Source organism: Lysobacter sp. H21R4 (assembly GCF_015277535.1).
GTDB lineage: Bacteria > Pseudomonadota > Gammaproteobacteria > Xanthomonadales > Xanthomonadaceae > Novilysobacter > Novilysobacter ciconiae.
In genome coordinates this window covers 2,039,749-2,054,819 of record NZ_CP063772.1, presented here as the reverse complement: position 1 = coordinate 2,054,819, position 15,071 = coordinate 2,039,749, and the positions used below count along the sequence as shown (strand labels likewise).

The window sequence follows — 15,071 nt, the reverse complement described above, 5'->3', positions numbered from 1 at the left end:
GCGGCGGGGCGGCAGCCGAGGGCGGGCGGCTGCATGAAGCGGGTTTGCGCGTGCCATAGACGGTGCGCGCTGGACAAATCACTGGGGAGCAATTCGACATGAAACGTACGCAAAGCGGCATCACCTTGGTCGGTTTCATCATCGTGCTCGGCGTGGCCGGGGTGTTCATCTACATGGGCATGAAGGTCATCCCGATGTACACCGAGTACTACGCGGTCAAGCAGTCGCTGGAAGGCATCGCCAAGGAGCCGGGCGTGGTCGATGAGACGCCCGCGCGGATCAAGGACATGTTCTTCCGCCGCATGAACATCAATTACTCCGAGAACGTCAAGCCGTCCGACATCAAGGTCGTGCGCAAGGATGCGGGCTACCTGGTCACGGTCGATTACGAGGTGCGCAAGCCGCTGATCGCCAATCTCGATGTGGTCGGCAATTTCAGCACCGAGAAGGAACTGCGTCGCGGTGGTGCCGGGTATTGAGCGTCGCGCGCCGGTGAAGGACCTCATCGGCCACACGTTTGCCGAGCCTGCGCTGCTGGCCCGGGCGCTGACCCATCGCAGTGCGGGATCGCCGCACAACGAGCGCCTGGAGTTCCTCGGAGACGGACTGGTCAACCTGTTCATCGCCGAGGCGCTCTACCGTCACTGGCCGGGCGCTGACGAAGGTGCGTTGACCCGCGGCCGCGCCGAGCTGGTGCGCGAGTCCTCACTGGCGACGGTCGCCCGCGCCCTGGCGCTGGGCGAGCGCCTGACGATGGGGCCGGGCGAGATGAAGACCGGCGGCCATCGTCGCGACTCGATCCTTGCCGATGCGCTGGAGGCGGTCATCGCGGCAATCTATCTGGACGCCGGATTCGAAGCCTGCCGCGCGGTGGTGGTGCCGTGGTTTGCCGAGCCCATGGCCGCGCTGCCGCCGCCGCACAAGGTCGGCAAGGACGCCAAGACCCGCCTGCAGGAGTGGCTGCAGGGCCGCCAGAAGCCCCTGCCGGTATACGAGCTGGTGGCCGAGACAGGCGAGGAGCACGCCAAGGTGTTCCGGGTGATCTGCACCCTGGGCAGCCCGGCGCTGGTGACGGAAGGCGAGGGCCACTCGCGCCGCGCGGCCGAGCAGGTCGCGGCGGAGTCGGCGCTGGCTGCAATAGGCGTCCAATAGGCGCGGTCAGGCGATCACGGTTCAAACCAGCGCCGTTGCCCGCGGTTCCGCCGCCAGCCACTACAATCACCCGATGAACCCTACGCACCGCAGCGGCCACGTCGCCGTCATCGGCCGGCCCAACGTCGGCAAATCCACCCTGACCAACGCGCTGGTCGGCGCCAAGGTGAGCATCGTCTCCTCGCGGCCGCAGACCACCCGCCACCGCCTGCTCGGCATCGCGTCTTTCCCCGACGGGCAACTGCTGCTGGTCGATACCCCGGGGCTGCACCAGGACCAGGGCAAGTCGACCGCGACCGCCATGCACCGCTGGATGAACCGGGCCGCACGCGGGGCGCTGGAAGGCGTGGACGCGGCGATGCTGGTCGTCCGTGCCGGCAAGTGGGAGGACGCGGACACGTTCGCCTATCAGGCGCTGCACCACGCCGGCGTGCCGGTGGTCCTGGTGGTCAACCAGGTCGATCGCCTGAAGGACAAGACCGAGCTGCTGCCGTATCTGGCGAAGGTGTCCGAGGGGCGCGATTTTGCCGGCGTGCACCCGGTCTCCGCGCTCAAGCGCAAGGGGCTGGAGGCGCTGGTCAAGCAGTTGCTCGGCCTGATGCCCGAGCAGGCGGCGATCTACGAAGAAGACGAGATCACCGACAAGAGCCAGCGCTTCCTCGCCGGCGAGATGGTCCGTGAACAGCTGATGCGGCAACTGGGCGACGAGCTCCCGTACGCGACCACGGTCGAGATCGAGCGCTTCATCGTCGACGGCAAGCTGCTGCGGATCGGCGCGGTGATCTGGGTCGAGCGCGACGGCCAGAAGGCGATCGTGATCGGCAAGGGCGGCGAGCGCCTGCGCGAAATCGGCGCGCGCGCACGGGTCCAGATGGAGCAGCTGTTCGGGTCCAAGGTGTTCCTGGAAACTTGGGTCAAGGTCCGCGAGGGTTGGTCGGACGATGAAGCTGCGCTGCGCGCTTTCGGTTACCACGAATAGCCCGCTGCGCCGCGGCCGCAACGGGCACGCGGCGCGGGGACGGCGTCGATGCGCCTGAGTGACGAGCCTGCCTTCGTGCTGCATGCGCGGGCCTGGCGCGAAACCAGCCTGCTGGTCGAGGTGCTCAGCGCGAACCACGGCCGTATCGGCCTCGTCGCCCGCGGTGTACGCGGGGCGAAGCGCCACCCGCTGCGTGCCGCGCTGCAGCCCTTGCAGTCGATCCGTCTCGATGCCGTGCAACAGGGCGAGCTGGCCCAATTGCGATCGGCGGAGGCGCTGGATGCGGCGCCACGCCTGATCGGCGACGCGATGCTGGCCGGCTTCTACATCAACGAGCTGACCCTGCGGCTGACGCCGCGTGGCGAACCCCAGCCGGACCTGTTCGTTGCCTACGCGGTGACCCGCGAACGCCTACGTGCCGAGGCGCCGCTGGCCTGGACCCTGCGCCGCTTCGAGCGCGACCTGCTGGAAGGCCTGGGTGTGGGGTTTGACTGGAGCCAGGACGGCGAGGGCGATCCGATCGATCCGGCCGCACGCTACCGGGTTGATCCGGAACAGGGACCGCAGCGGGTGCTGAGCGACCGTGGCCATGGCGATCGCAGCCGGGCGGCGTCCGGGCGGGGCCTGCTGTGCCTGGCGAGCGACGGCGTGCCCGATCCGGACGACCTGCCCGGGCTCCGCCGGGTCCTGCGCACCGTGCTCGCCCACCATCTGGGGCCGCGCGGACTCAAGTCTTGGGAAATGCTTGCGGGCATGCCCAGCCGCGCACCGGCGCCCGACTAGCTGGCGCGTGCGGCGCTACCGGGCGGTTGCGACAGGGCGTCGCGCGCGGCGTCAACGAAGCGCTCCAGCAACTCCGGACTGGACGGCTCACCTTGCAAGCGCTTCACGAGCATGGCCAGCCGGGCGGCGCCGACGAAACCGCAACTGGCGCGCAGGCGGTGCAGTTCCGCGCCCACCGTCTCGACATTGTCGGCCCGGGCGGCCGCTGCAAGGCGCTCGCAGGCCTGCGGCAGCTCGTCCAGAAACAGGCCGCGCAGGATGGCGACGTGCTCGTCATTGCCGTTCAGCGCGGCCGCGGCGGCGCGATCGTCCCACATCGGCACCGTTGTCTCCGCGGTGCGGGGATCAGTGACGGCGGCGTGCGCCGGAAGGTGCAGCGCGCGACGCACCGCGGCCTGCACTTCGGCCGTTGGCAGCGGCTTGCGCAGCACCTCGATGAAGCCGGCACCGGCCAGTGCGGCGAGTTGCGCGGCATCGTCGCTGGCGGTGTGGGCAATCGCCGGTACGCCCGGACGATCCTCCTGCAGCCGTTGCAGGAGATCACTGCCGCTGCCGTCGGGCAGGGTGGCGTCGACCATCCACAACTCGTAGGTGTTCCGGCTTGCCAGCACCAGCGCCGTCGCCACGTCGGGGGCGACATCGACGTGTGCCGGGGTCGCGCGCGCGGCCGCAGCCAGAAAGGCCGCACTCGTCGGCTCATCCTCCACCAGCAGGATTCGGGGCAGTCCGCGTGGATCGTTCATCGGAATCGCTGGCTCCGCTGGGTATGCTGCAACGATGCTTGGGCCGCTACTATCGCCGCCGCCATCGCCCCTGTCGAACGGCGTCGCCCGACAGCGTGCGCGCGACCGCGCGATGGGTGTACAGGCGCGGTTGTTGCTGGCGCTGGCACTCCTGCTCACGCTGCTCTGTGGCCAGGCGCAGGCGCGTACGCTGACCGCACAGATCGAGCGCATCGATTCGGCGATCGCGGAGCTCGACGAGGTGAGCATCCGATTGTTGTGGCCTGCCGGCGCACCGCACGGTGAATTGCGGCTGCGCGCCAGGCGGATCGATTCGCCCTCGCTGGGCTACCGCTTCGACAACCTGGACTGGCGCTGCCGGCTGCGGCGCAAGGATTCCCAGGCTTGGGCGTGCGACGGCGAGGTCCGCAGCGGCAATGCCGCGCCGATGCAGCTGTCGATTGCGGTCGACGCGATGGATATCGATGCGCAGCTGGCGAGCGGTGCGAGCCGAATTGGTGTGCATCGCGAGGCCGCGAACCCGGATGCGACCCGGATCGACCTGACCCGCATTCCGCTGGTCTGGACCCAGGCGCTGTTGTCGCAGGCGTGGCCGGCGGCGGTGATCGGTACCGGCACGGGTGATGCGCGCCTGACCGTGCGCGCCGTCGACAATCAGCCGCTGCGGATCAGCGGCCCGGTGGCCCTTCATGGCGCTGGCGTGGATACCGAAGACGGCAGCATCGCCGCGGCCGATCTTGATGCGATGATCAACGTCGATGCGCTTTTGGGTGATGCCGATCTGATCCGCTTGGAGGGCCGGCTGGATGGCGGCGAACTGTTGTGGGGGACCACCTACCTGGCGCTGGAGCAACGCCGGATCGATCTGCGCGTGGGCGCCGAGCACCACGACGGTGAAGGCTGGAAACTGCCGGAGTTGTACTGGAATGACCCCGGCATCCTCACCGTGAAAGGCAGCGCGGGGCTGGATACGGACAATGACCTCGACGCGCTGGACCTGCGCGTGCGCGCGCCGGATCTGGCGCCGCTGCGCGACGGTTACCTCAGCGGTTGGCTGGGCATGGCCGGGCTGGGGGAGATGACGTTCGCCGGGGCTGCCGACGGCTCCGTGCGCATGCGCGGCGGCCAGCTGGCCGATGCCGACCTGCATCTGGCGGGCGTGAATCTGGTGGATGCGGACGAGCGGTTCTCGTTCGCCGGCCTGGAAGGGGACGTCGCGCTGTCCTCCGGCGCTGCGGTCAACAGCGCGCTGCAGTGGAGTGGCGGTACCTTGCACGGCATGGCGCTCGGCGCCGCCCGCCTGCCGTTCCGCAGCGAGGGCGGCAACGTGCAGCTGCGCGAGGCCGTGGCGGTGCCGCTGCTCGGCGGAAAGGTTCTGCTCAACCATCTGCTGATGCGACCACCACTGGACGCCGGCGGCGCCGTGCTGCGCTTTGGCGTCGCGCTGGAGGAGCTGGACGTGTCCCGGTTGTCCGAAGCGCTGGACTGGCCAGCCTTTGCCGGCACCCTGAGCGGCAGCATTCCCGACGCCCACTACCGCGACGAACAGCTGATCCTGGACGGTGGCCTGGAGATGCAGCTGTTCGGCGGCCGGGTCGGCGTGTCGGCGCTGTCGATGGAGCGCCCGTTCGGCGTGCTGCCGACCCTGTCTGCCGACATCGTGTTTGACGACATCGACCTGACCGCGCTCACCGGCGCCTTCGATTTTGGCAGCATCAGCGGCAAGCTCGATGGCCGCGTCGCCGAGCTGCGGCTGGTGGGCTGGGAAGCGGTCGCCTTCGACGCGTGGCTGGTCACCGATCGCCACCGCGGCGTGCGCCAGCGCATCAGCCAGCGCGCGGTCCAGGACCTCACCAGCGTCGGCAACGCGTCGTTCGTGAACTCGCTGCAATCGCAACTGATCGGCTTCTTCGATGATTTCGGCTACTCGCGGCTGGGTATCGGCTGCAAGCTGGCCAACGAGGTCTGCACCATGCAAGGCCTTGCACCGGCCGGCGATGGCTTCGTGCTCGTGGAAGGCTCGGGCGTGCCGCGCTTGACCGTGCTGGGTTTCAATCGCAGGGTCGACTGGCCGACCCTGGTCGAGCGCCTGGCCGCGGTCGGCAAGGGAGAGGTGAAAGCGGTGGTCGACTAGCGTACCGTCGGCTCATAATTTCGGGTGCCCCCCCAGGAGACTTACATGCGCCGTTTGATGGGAATTCCGGTTGCCGCCGTGCTGGTCACGGCATGCGTAACCATCAACGTCTACTTTCCCGCTGCCGAAGCACGCGAAGCGGCGCGGGAGTTTGTCGACAAGGTCATCGGTGACGAAGCCAGCTCGACCCCGCCCGCGGACGAGTCGGGCGACAAAAAGGATGGCGGTCCGTCGGCGATGATCGATGGGTGCACCTCGTCCCTGCGCCAACTGGCCTCGCGGGTCGACCTGTACGCGGTGGTGGGGATCGGCAGCGCCCGCGCGCAGTCGCCGGACATCAGCATCAAGACCCCGGCCATCCAGGCGATCCAGGCCAGGATGGCGGCGCGTTTCGACAGCAGCCTGCGGGCCGGCTTTGATGCCGGTGCGCTGGGCTTTGCCAGCGACGGCACCATTGTCGTCCGCGACGCGGCCAAGCTGCCGCTGAAGGATCGCGCCAGCATCCAGCAGGCGGTGGCCGAGGACAATCGCGACCGCAACGCCGTCTATCGCGAAGTCGCCGTGGCCAATGGGCACCCGGAGTGGGAAGGCCAGATCCGTGAGGTATTCGCCAAGCAGTGGGCGGAAAGCGCCCGCAGCGGCTGGTGGTACCAGAGCGGCGGCAGCTGGAAGCAGAAGTAACGCGCCGCCGGGCCGAGCGGCAGCTCGCAGGGCCTGCCATCGCCCGTGCAGGCGGCTGGCCACGTGGCGGCTGCCGTGCCGGCCGCGGCATCTGCGACAATACGCGGCCCCCGGCTGACCTCAGTGCTAGTGGCCCGTCTCGACAAAACCCCGTTTGAAGTGGACATCCACGCCCTGTCTCCCGACGGTCGCGGCGTGGCCCGCCTTGCCGGTGACGTGGTGATGCTGGTGGCGGGCGCGCTGCCCGGCGAGCGCGTGCTTGCGACCCGCACCGGACGCCGGCGCGGCGTCCACGAGGCACGCACCGTTGAGGTATTGCAGGCGGCGGCGGACCGGGTGACGCCGCGGTGCGGGCACTTCGGCACGTGCGGTGGCTGCGCGCTGCAGCACCTCGACGGCAGCAGCCAGATCCTTGCCAAGCAGGCCGTCCTTCTGGATCACCTGCGCGATGCCGCGGGCATCGTGCCGCCCCGACTGCTCGAGCCGCTGGTGGATGCCGCCTGGGGCTATCGACGCAAAGGCCGCTTCTCAGTGCGGCGGGTGGAGAAGAAGGGGAAAACGCTGGTTGGATTCCGCGAGACCGACCCGCGCTTCGTCGCCGAGATCCACCATTGCCACACCGTCATCCCCGAGGTGGGCACGAAGGTCGCGGCACTCGCCGAGCTGGTCGACAGCCTGCACGCACGCAGCGACATTCCACAGATCGAGTTCATCGCCGGCGATGCCACCGCGCAGTTCAATGGCGTGGCGCTGGTCATCCGCCACATGGCGCCGCTGTCGACCGATGACCAGGCGTCGCTGGTCGCCTTCGGCCAGCAGCACGGCTTTGCGATCTTCCTCCAGCCCGGCGGTGTCGACAGCGTCCATCCCCTGTGGCCGCCTGATCCGGCGCTGTCGTTCCGGATGCCGCACTGGAACCTCGAGTTCGCGTTCCGTCCGCTGGATTTCATCCAGGTCAACGCGGGGCTCAACGAACGCATGATCCAGCTGGCGATGGACCTGCTGGACGTGCAGCCCGGCGACCGCGTGCTCGACCTGTTCTGCGGGCTGGGCAACTTCACCCTGCCGCTGGCGCGCCGCGTGCGCGAGGTGGTGGGGGTGGAAGGTGATGCCGGCCTGGTGGAGCGCGCGCGGGACAACGCACAGCGCAACGGCATCGACAATGCGCGCTTCCACGCCGCGGACCTGTCGCTGGACCTGTCCGGCCAGCCGTGGATGGAGCAGGGCTTCGACAAGCTGCTGCTGGATCCGCCGCGCTCTGGGGCAGCGTTCGTGCTGGAGCATCTGCCGCTGGACCAGTTCCAGCGCATCGTCTACGTCAGCTGCCATCCGGCCTCGCTGGCGCGCGACACCGCGTTGCTGGCCGCGCGTGGCTGGAAGCTGCAGGTGGCGGGCGTGATGGACATGTTCCCGCAGACCGCCCACGTGGAGTCCATTGCCATGTTCGAGAAGGCCTGAGCCATGGCGATCGAGATCGAACGCAAATTCCTGGTCATCGGCGATGGCTGGCGCGCGGCTGCGCACGAGGTCGTGCCCATGGCGCAGGGCTATCTCAATGACCTGGCGGCGATGGACACCGGCGCGATGAAGGCCTCGGTGCGGGTCCGCATCGCCGGCGACGCCGCGCACCTGAATCTCAAATCGCTCGAGCTGGGGCACACACGCCAGGAATTCGAGTACCCGATCCCGGTGGCCGATGCGCGCGCGCTGCTGGCACTCTCGGTTGGCGGCCTGGTCGACAAGCGCCGCCACCTGGTGAAGGTCGGCGGGCACCTGTGGGAAGTGGACGAGTTTCTTGGCGACAACGCCGGTCTCGTGGTCGCCGAGATCGAACTGGCCGACGCGGACGAGTCCTTCCAGCGGCCCGATTGGCTGGGGGTCGAGGTGACCGACGAGTCGCGTTACTACAACCTGGCCCTGGCCTCGCACCCGTTCTCGCAGTGGTCCGCGCAGCAACGCGCCGGGGCGGCTGCGCCATGATCCGCATGACACCCGGCGCGAGCCGCCTACCGCTAATTCCCAGGAGTTGCCCATGCTCGTAATCGGCGTTGCCGGCACTGAACTTACCGCGCAGGAGCGCGACTGGCTGCAGCACGAGGGCTGCGCCGGCGTGATCCTGTTCACCCGCAACTTCGCCTCGCGCGATCAGGTGGATGATCTGGCCCGCGCGATCCGCGAGGCCGCGCCGCGACCGCAGCTGATCTGCGTCGATCAGGAAGGCGGACGGGTCCAGCGTTTCCGCCAGGGCTACAGCGCACTGCCTTCGCTGGACGGCCTGGGTCGCGACTACGCGGCCGATCCCGCTGCGGCGCTGGTGCGCGCACGCGAGCACGCATGGCTGATGGCCAGCGAGATCAAGGCCAGCGGCATCGACCTGAGCTTCGCCCCCGTGGTCGATCTGGGACGCGGCAACCGCGCCATCGGCGACCGCGCGTTCGACGCCGACCCCGAAGTGGTCGCCGCGCTCACCGTCGCCTACGTCGAAGGCATGCACCAGGCCGGGATGGCCGCCACGCTGAAGCACTTCCCCGGCCACGGCTCGGTGCTGGAAGACACCCACTTCGACGACGCGGTGGACCCGCGCCCGCTGGAGGAGTTGCGCGCGCTGGACCTGGTCCCGTTCCTGGCCGGCATCAAGGCCCGCGCGGACGCGGTGATGATGGCGCACGTGGTCTATCCGCAGGTGGCTCCCGAGCCGGCCGGCTACTCGCGGCGCTGGATCGAGGAGATCCTGCGCAAGGAGATCGGCTTCCGCGGCGTGGTGTTCTCCGACGACATCGGCATGGCCGCGGCATTCTCCGCCGGCGGCATCAAGCAGCGCGTCGACCTGCACCTGGATGCCGGCTGCGACGTGGTGCTGGTGTGCCATCCCGAGTTGGTGGATGAGTCGCTCAAGGCCGTGGAAGGCCGCAAGCTCAACACCATGGCGCTGACCGGCCTGATCGGCGGCGGCGCGATGGGCTGGGACAACCTGCTCGCCGACCAGCACTACCGCGACCGCCGTGACCGTCATGGAGGCGTGGCGTGAGCGCCAGCCTGCGCGAAGTGTTGGCCAGCGCGGATGTGCTGTTCGACCGCGCGGCGGTGGAGCAGGCGATCGGCGCGATGGCCGATGTCATTCGCGATGATTACACCGACGGCGTGGACACCCGCCCGGTGTACCTGACCGTCATGCACGGGGGGATGCCGTTTGCCTCCCAGCTGGCAATGGAGCTCGGCGTTCGTGGCCTGGACCTGGAGTTCGACTACCTGCACGCGACCCGCTACCGGGGCGCGACGTCAGGTGGCGAGCTGGTGTGGAAACATCGCCCGGCTACCGCCCTGCGTGGCCGCCGGGTGCTGCTGGTGGACGACATCTTCGACGAGGGCCTGACCATGGCCGCGATCGTGGAATGGTGCCTGGCCGAAGGCGCCGTTGACGTGCGCATCGCCGCCCTTGCGGTGAAACACCACGACCGTGCGATCGCGCACCTTCAGGCCGATTACGTCGGCCTTCAGGTGCCGGACCGGTATGTGTTCGGCTACGGCATGGACTACCAGGAGCAGGGCCGCAACCTGCCGGCGATCTACGCGATGAAGGACTGAGTGATGAGCGAATCGATTGAACTGGCCGTCATCGGCGGCACCGGTGTCTACGCACTGGCCGAACTTCGTGGCATGGAAGCCCACTCGCGGGTGACGCCGTACGGCCAGCCGTCCGGACCGGTGCGGGTGGGACGCCTGGGTGGCCATCGCGTGGCCTTCCTGGCGCGCCACGGCGAAGGCCATTCCGTTCCCCCGCACCTGATCAACTACCGCGCCAACCTGTCGGCGCTGAAATCGCTGGGGGCCAAGCGCGTGCTCGCCCTGAACACCGTGGGCGGCATCACTGCCGCTTTCGGTCCCGGCGTGCTCGGCTGCCCCGACCAGTTGATCGACTACACCTGGGGCCGGGTCTCGACCCTTTGCGAGGAGCCCGGCAGCGAGGTCCTGCATGTGGATTTCGGTGAGCCATATACGCCGCAGTTGCGCCAGAGCGTGCTCGCGGCCGCGCGGCAGGCCGGTGTCGCCCTGGTGGATGGCGGTTGCTACGGTGCCACCCAGGGCCCACGACTGGAAACCCGCGCCGAAATCAGCCGCATGCGGCGCGACGGCTGCGATCTGGTGGGCATGACCGGCATGCCCGAAGCCGGCCTGGCGCGCGAGATGGGGCTGGATTACGCGTGCCTGGCCATCGTCGCGAACTGGGCGGCAGGCGCCGGTCCGGATGCCAGCGAGGTGATCACCCTGCAGGACGTGCTCGACAACGTCGCCAGCGCGTCGGCGGGATTGCCGGCCCTGCTGGAGGCGGTGATGGTTCAGCTGGCGAGCGAAAATCCGGGCTGAGAATGGTGATGTTGTAAAGCAGGCGTTCAGTTTGCATACTCGGGGCACCCGCGCTTGCTCCCGCAGCGCGGGTCACCACCCAGCCACGAGGTCATCAAGGATATGCAGTACGGCACTGTGAAATGGTTCAACGACGCCAAGGGATTTGGCTTCATTTCCCCTGAAGACGGAAGCGCGGACGTGTTCGCACACTTCTCCGCCATCAACGCGAAGGGCTTCCGCAGCCTTCAGGAAGGCCAGCGCGTCAGCTACGAGCTGACCCAGGGACCGAAGGGCGCGCAGGCGTCCGACATCACCCCGGCCGAATAGCCGCGCCACGTGAGTAGAAAAGCCCCGCTTCGGCGGGGTTTTTTGTGGGCGTTGACTGTTGGCCGCGGTGCGGGCCGGCCTTGCGCTAGATTGGTCGGCAGGTCGCTACGGGAGACAGACATGGAGCCGTTGCCGCAGGCGCAGGAGTCCGCTGCGCCGTTTGAGACCCACCGGGTGGACAACCAGCCGCCGCCATTCGGCCCACGTGATCTGTGGCGCGATGACGCCGTGCTGCGCGATGCGCTGGCGCGGGAGTTGTCGCTTCTACAGCCGCAGCCTGAGCCGGGATCGGTCGAGGAGGGTCGGCAGGCCATCGCGAGCTACGCCGTGCTCGCCGGCGGTCCGGCTTTGGAGTGGGCCGACGACGCCCACCGCGACCGCCCGCGGCTGCTCAGCCACGACCGCTTCGGCCACCGGATCGACCGCGTCGCATTCCATCCGGCCTACCACTCGCTGATGGATGCGGCGATCCGCCACGGCGTCGCCGGTTGGTCCTGGCGCCACGAGCAGCCCGGCGGGCACGTGGTGCGGGCCGCGCTGAGCTACCTGCACCACCAGGTCGAGCCGGGCACGAGTTGTCCGCTGACAATGACCCACGCGGCGGTGCCGGTGCTGCGACGCGAGCCGGCGCTGGCGCAATGGGCCGAGAAGGCGGCCGCGCCGCTGTACGACCCGCGCGAGGTCCCGGTCGCCGACAAGGCCGGCGTCACCATCGGCATGGGCATGACCGAGAAACAGGGCGGCAGCGACGTGCGTGCCAACACCACCGTGGCGACCGCGTTGGCCGACGGCAGCGGCTACCGCCTGGTCGGCCACAAGTGGTTCCTGTCGGCACCTATGAGCGACGGCTTCCTGATGCTGGCGCAGGCACCGGGTGGGCTCGGCTGTTTCCTGATGCCGCGCGTCCTGGAGGACGGCAGCAAAAATGCGTTCCGGTTGATCCGGCTGAAGGACAAGCTGGGTGACTGGTCGAACGCCTCCTCGGAGATCGAATTGTGCGGCGCGCTGGCGTTTCCGGTCGGCGCCGAAGGGCGCGGCGTTGCCACGATCCTGGAAATGGTGATGCTGACCCGGCTGGACTGCCTGCTCGGCGGGGCAGCGCAGATGCGCATGGCGCTGGCCCGGGCGATCCACCACTGCCGACACCGTCATGCTTTCGGCAAGCGCCTGCTTGGGCAGCCCTTGATGGCGAATGTGCTGGCCGACCTGGCCGTGGAGGCCGAGGCGGCGCTGGTGCTGGCCATGCGGATAGCGCGCGCGGTCGATGCTGCCGAGCGCGACCCGGCCGAGGCCGCCCTGGCCAGGATCGGTACGGCCGTGGGCAAGTACTGGGTCTGCCGACGTGCGCCGGCATTCGTGAACGAGGCGCAGGAGTGTCTGGGTGGCAACGGCTACATCGAGGAGTCGCTCATGCCGCGCCTGTATCGTCAGGCGCCGTTGAACTCGATCTGGGAAGGCAGCGGCAACATCCAGTGCCTGGACGTTCTGCGGGCGCTGCAGCGCGAGCCCGACACCGGCGCTGCCGTGTGGGCGGAACTGGTCGCTGCAGGCGAGGGTGGCAGCGAGTACGCGCAGGCCATCGAACACCTGCGCGCCGCGCTTACCGAAGGGGCAGCGGTGGAGCCCGCCCAGGCGCGCGGGTTCGTGGAGCGCCTCGCCCTGGCGCTGCAGGCCTCACTGCTGCTTCGCGCCGGCAGCCCCGCCGCGCAGGCCTTCTGTCGCAGTCGTCTAGGTGGCGAACACGGCCTGGCCATGGGCACCCTGCCGGCGGGGGTGCCCATGGACGCGCTGATCGAGCGGGCGCTGCCGGCCGGCATCAGTACTTCAGGTTGAGCTTGACCCAGGCCGTGCGTCCGGGCTCGTTGATGCGCACCGGGTCGGCCGGATAGCCGAAGTCGGCGTTGCCGGCCAGGTTCAGGTGCTCGCTGTAGGTGCGGTCAAACACGTTGTCCACGCCGACCGTCAGCTGGGCCAGGCTGTTGAAGCGGTAGCCACCGTTGAGCGCGAACGTCGCAAACCCCGCGCTCGGCCCGAGGTCCTGGCCGACCACGCTGCCCCGGGCCAACGCGATGCGGTCCTGCGAGGCGACGCCGCGCACCAGCGCCCCGAACGACCACTGGCTGTCGTCCCACCCCAGCGACAGGCGCGCTTCCAGCGGTGGCATCTGCGGCAGGGCGGTGCCGACGTCCCGGTTCTTGCCCCAGGAATGGGCGAGCGTGCCACCCAGGGTCCACTGCGCGGACGGCCGGTACTCCACGCCCAGTTCGCCGCCGTGGATGCGCGCGTCCACGTTGGACACCGAGGACATCGGTCCCATCATCCCGGCGCCGCCGTAGCGGAACAGGATGAAGTCGTCGACGCGGCCGGCATAGGCGGACACCCAGGCATCCCAGGTCTTGCTGCGGTACTGCACGCCGACGTCGAGCTGCGTGGTCTTTTCCGTCTCCACGCCGGCGAAGGCGTTGGGCGTGCCGACCGGGCCCATGTCGGGCGAGAACAGTTCCCAGTAGTCGGGCATGCGTTCGGTATGGCCCAGGCCGGCGTACCAGGTGACCGGCTGATCGACCAGGTCCCGCTCGAAGCGGATGAAGCCGGCGGACAGGGTTTCGGTGCGGCTGCTGCCGGCGGTGGGGTTGGGCCGGCCCATCTTGCCGAGTGTGGTGCGCTCGTCGGTCGCCCGCGCGCGGTCGGTGCGCAGGCCGGCAATGACACGCTGGCCCTCGTCGGCACGCCAGGTGCCCTCGGCAAACACGCCCAGGTTGCGGAAGCGCGCGTCCACCGCCCACGGCTGCAGCTGGTAGGCATTGCGGCCGTGGCCGGAGCGGCGCCGGTGGCGGCTGTCCTGCACGTCGAAGCCAGCGGTGACATCGACGCTGTCGCCCAGCCACGTGGCGGCGGCGCGGCCCCCGGTGGTGGCGCGTTCCACGTTGGAGGCCATCGGCATCGGCATCGGACCATCGGGGTTGGGCCGGCGCAGGCTGTAGTTGTCCATGACGTGGTCGGCGCGGTTGTAGAACACGTTGGCCTCGATCGAGTCCAGCGCGCCGGGGAGGTTCTTCTTCTCCAGGCGCAGGCCGTAGCTGTCGCGTTTGAACTGCGAGCCGTCCATGCCGCGACCGGCGTAACGTGCCTCGCCGTCGCCGACGCCGGCGGTCGCTTCCACCACGGTATCGGCATCCGGCGTCCAGCCCAGGGCGAGGTCGGCGTTCCACTTGTTCCACTCCGAGGCCACGGCGTTGCCGTTGCCATCGCGGTAATCGTCGGAGTCGGAGCGGTTGGCGCTGATGCGCGCGTAGCCGGGCTGCGCGCCGAAGGCGGCATCGAGCACCTGGTCATTGCGGCCGAATGAGCCGCCCAGCAGGCTGCCGGCGAGTTTCACCGTCGGCTCGTCGAACTGCTCGCGGTCGCGCGAGAAGCGCACCGTGCCTGCCGAGGCGCCCGGTCCCCACAGGACGGTCTGTGGCCCCTTGACCACGACCAGGCTGTCATAGGTTTCCGGCGACACGTAGGACATCGGGTTGTCCATCCGCGACGGGCAGGCGCCGGGCATCGCGCCGTCGTTGCTGAGCAGGTTCAGGCGCGAGCCGAACATGCCGCGCAGCACGGGATCGCCGTTGGTGCCGCCGTTGCGGATGGCGGTGAAGCCGGGAATGGTCTTGAGGTAGTCGGCGCCGTCGCTGGCGGGAACCGGTTGCCGGGGAAGGCGCGGATCGGTCTCGAAGGTGAGCGCCGACACCGGCCGCGCGGAGGTCACCACGACCTGCTGGAAATCAAACGGCGCGGGTGCGGTCCGGGCCGCGTCGCCGGGCACCTCGGCGTGGACGGGCAGGCACGCCAAGGCGGTCACGATCGCCAGCGACAGGCGCGTGGAACGGGCCCGCGGCATGCGGGAGGGGAAACGGGCATTGCGGAACATGGTCAAACT

At 69.1% G+C, this 15,071-nt stretch carries 15 protein-coding genes; 13 read left to right on the top strand and 2 right to left on the bottom strand.

Features of this window, described 5'->3' with window-relative positions:
• Positions 1 to 98: 98 nt before the first annotated feature.
• The 4 genes from INQ40_RS09300 (at position 99) to recO (ending at position 2,914) form a co-directional block, all read left to right on the top strand.
• Positions 99 to 479: a DUF4845 domain-containing protein gene (locus tag INQ40_RS09300; protein WP_193984008.1), complete on the top strand. Its 381-nt coding sequence runs from the start codon at positions 99 to 101 to the stop codon at positions 477 to 479.
• Positions 475 to 1,152, top strand: coding sequence for a ribonuclease III (rnc, locus tag INQ40_RS09295; protein ID WP_228482197.1), 678 nt, complete (start codon positions 475 to 477; stop codon positions 1,150 to 1,152). Before INQ40_RS09300 ends, rnc begins: the two co-directional genes overlap by 5 nt.
• A gap of 73 nt (positions 1,153 to 1,225) precedes the next feature.
• Entirely contained in the window at positions 1,226 to 2,131 is a 906-nt protein-coding gene (era, locus tag INQ40_RS09290; protein ID WP_194033992.1) for a GTPase Era, read from the top strand.
• 48 nt (positions 2,132 to 2,179) lie between these two features.
• Positions 2,180 to 2,914 carry a DNA repair protein RecO gene (gene recO / locus INQ40_RS09285; protein WP_194340219.1) on the top strand — a complete coding sequence of 245 codons (735 nt, stop codon included), beginning with the start codon at positions 2,180 to 2,182 and terminating at the stop codon, positions 2,912 to 2,914.
• Here the strand turns inward: recO and INQ40_RS09280 are convergent.
• A complete protein-coding gene (locus INQ40_RS09280) occupies positions 2,911 to 3,657 on the bottom strand; it encodes a response regulator (protein WP_194340218.1) in 747 nt (248 codons plus the stop codon). The two genes, recO and INQ40_RS09280, sit on opposite strands and share 4 nt — an antisense overlap.
• Before the next feature lie 112 nt (positions 3,658 to 3,769).
• Between INQ40_RS09280 and INQ40_RS09275 the strand changes: the two genes are divergently transcribed.
• From INQ40_RS09275 to INQ40_RS09235, 9 genes are all read left to right on the top strand, one after another.
• The gene (locus INQ40_RS09275; protein WP_194340217.1) at positions 3,770 to 5,791 is read left to right on the top strand and encodes a hypothetical protein; all 2,022 of its coding nucleotides are present in this window, start codon (positions 3,770 to 3,772) and stop codon (positions 5,789 to 5,791) included.
• Between the two features lie 45 nt (positions 5,792 to 5,836).
• Positions 5,837 to 6,472 (top strand): DUF1318 domain-containing protein, encoded by a 636-nt coding sequence (locus INQ40_RS09270; RefSeq protein WP_194340216.1) that lies wholly within the window; start codon positions 5,837 to 5,839, stop codon positions 6,470 to 6,472.
• Positions 6,473 to 6,601: 129 nt separating this feature from the next.
• Positions 6,602 to 7,930, top strand: coding sequence for a 23S rRNA (uracil(1939)-C(5))-methyltransferase RlmD (rlmD, locus tag INQ40_RS09265; RefSeq protein WP_194340215.1), 1,329 nt, complete (start codon positions 6,602 to 6,604; stop codon positions 7,928 to 7,930).
• Positions 7,931 to 7,933: 3 nt separating this feature from the next.
• Positions 7,934 to 8,452: a CYTH domain-containing protein gene (locus INQ40_RS09260; RefSeq protein ID WP_194340214.1), complete on the top strand. Its 519-nt coding sequence runs from the start codon at positions 7,934 to 7,936 to the stop codon at positions 8,450 to 8,452.
• A gap of 52 nt (positions 8,453 to 8,504) precedes the next feature.
• Positions 8,505 to 9,500 (top strand): beta-N-acetylhexosaminidase, encoded by a 996-nt coding sequence (gene nagZ / locus INQ40_RS09255; protein WP_194340213.1) that lies wholly within the window; start codon positions 8,505 to 8,507, stop codon positions 9,498 to 9,500.
• The gene (locus INQ40_RS09250) at positions 9,497 to 10,057 is read left to right on the top strand and encodes a hypoxanthine-guanine phosphoribosyltransferase (RefSeq protein ID WP_194340212.1); all 561 of its coding nucleotides are present in this window, start codon (positions 9,497 to 9,499) and stop codon (positions 10,055 to 10,057) included. Before nagZ ends, INQ40_RS09250 begins: the two co-directional genes overlap by 4 nt.
• Positions 10,058 to 10,837 (top strand): S-methyl-5'-thioinosine phosphorylase, encoded by a 780-nt coding sequence (locus INQ40_RS09245; protein ID WP_194340211.1) that lies wholly within the window; start codon positions 10,058 to 10,060, stop codon positions 10,835 to 10,837.
• Positions 10,838 to 10,939: 102 nt separating this feature from the next.
• Complete coding sequence (locus tag INQ40_RS09240; RefSeq protein WP_043957320.1) at positions 10,940 to 11,146, top strand: cold-shock protein; 207 nt, start codon at positions 10,940 to 10,942, stop codon at positions 11,144 to 11,146.
• 120 nt (positions 11,147 to 11,266) lie between these two features.
• Entirely contained in the window at positions 11,267 to 12,979 is a 1,713-nt protein-coding gene (locus tag INQ40_RS09235) for an acyl-CoA dehydrogenase family protein (protein ID WP_194340210.1), read from the top strand.
• Here INQ40_RS09235 and INQ40_RS09230 read toward each other — a convergent pair.
• Complete coding sequence (locus tag INQ40_RS09230) at positions 12,963 to 15,062, bottom strand: TonB-dependent copper receptor (protein ID WP_228481980.1); 2,100 nt, start codon at positions 15,060 to 15,062, stop codon at positions 12,963 to 12,965. The two genes, INQ40_RS09235 and INQ40_RS09230, sit on opposite strands and share 17 nt — an antisense overlap.
• Between the last annotated feature and the right edge of the window lie 9 nt (positions 15,063 to 15,071).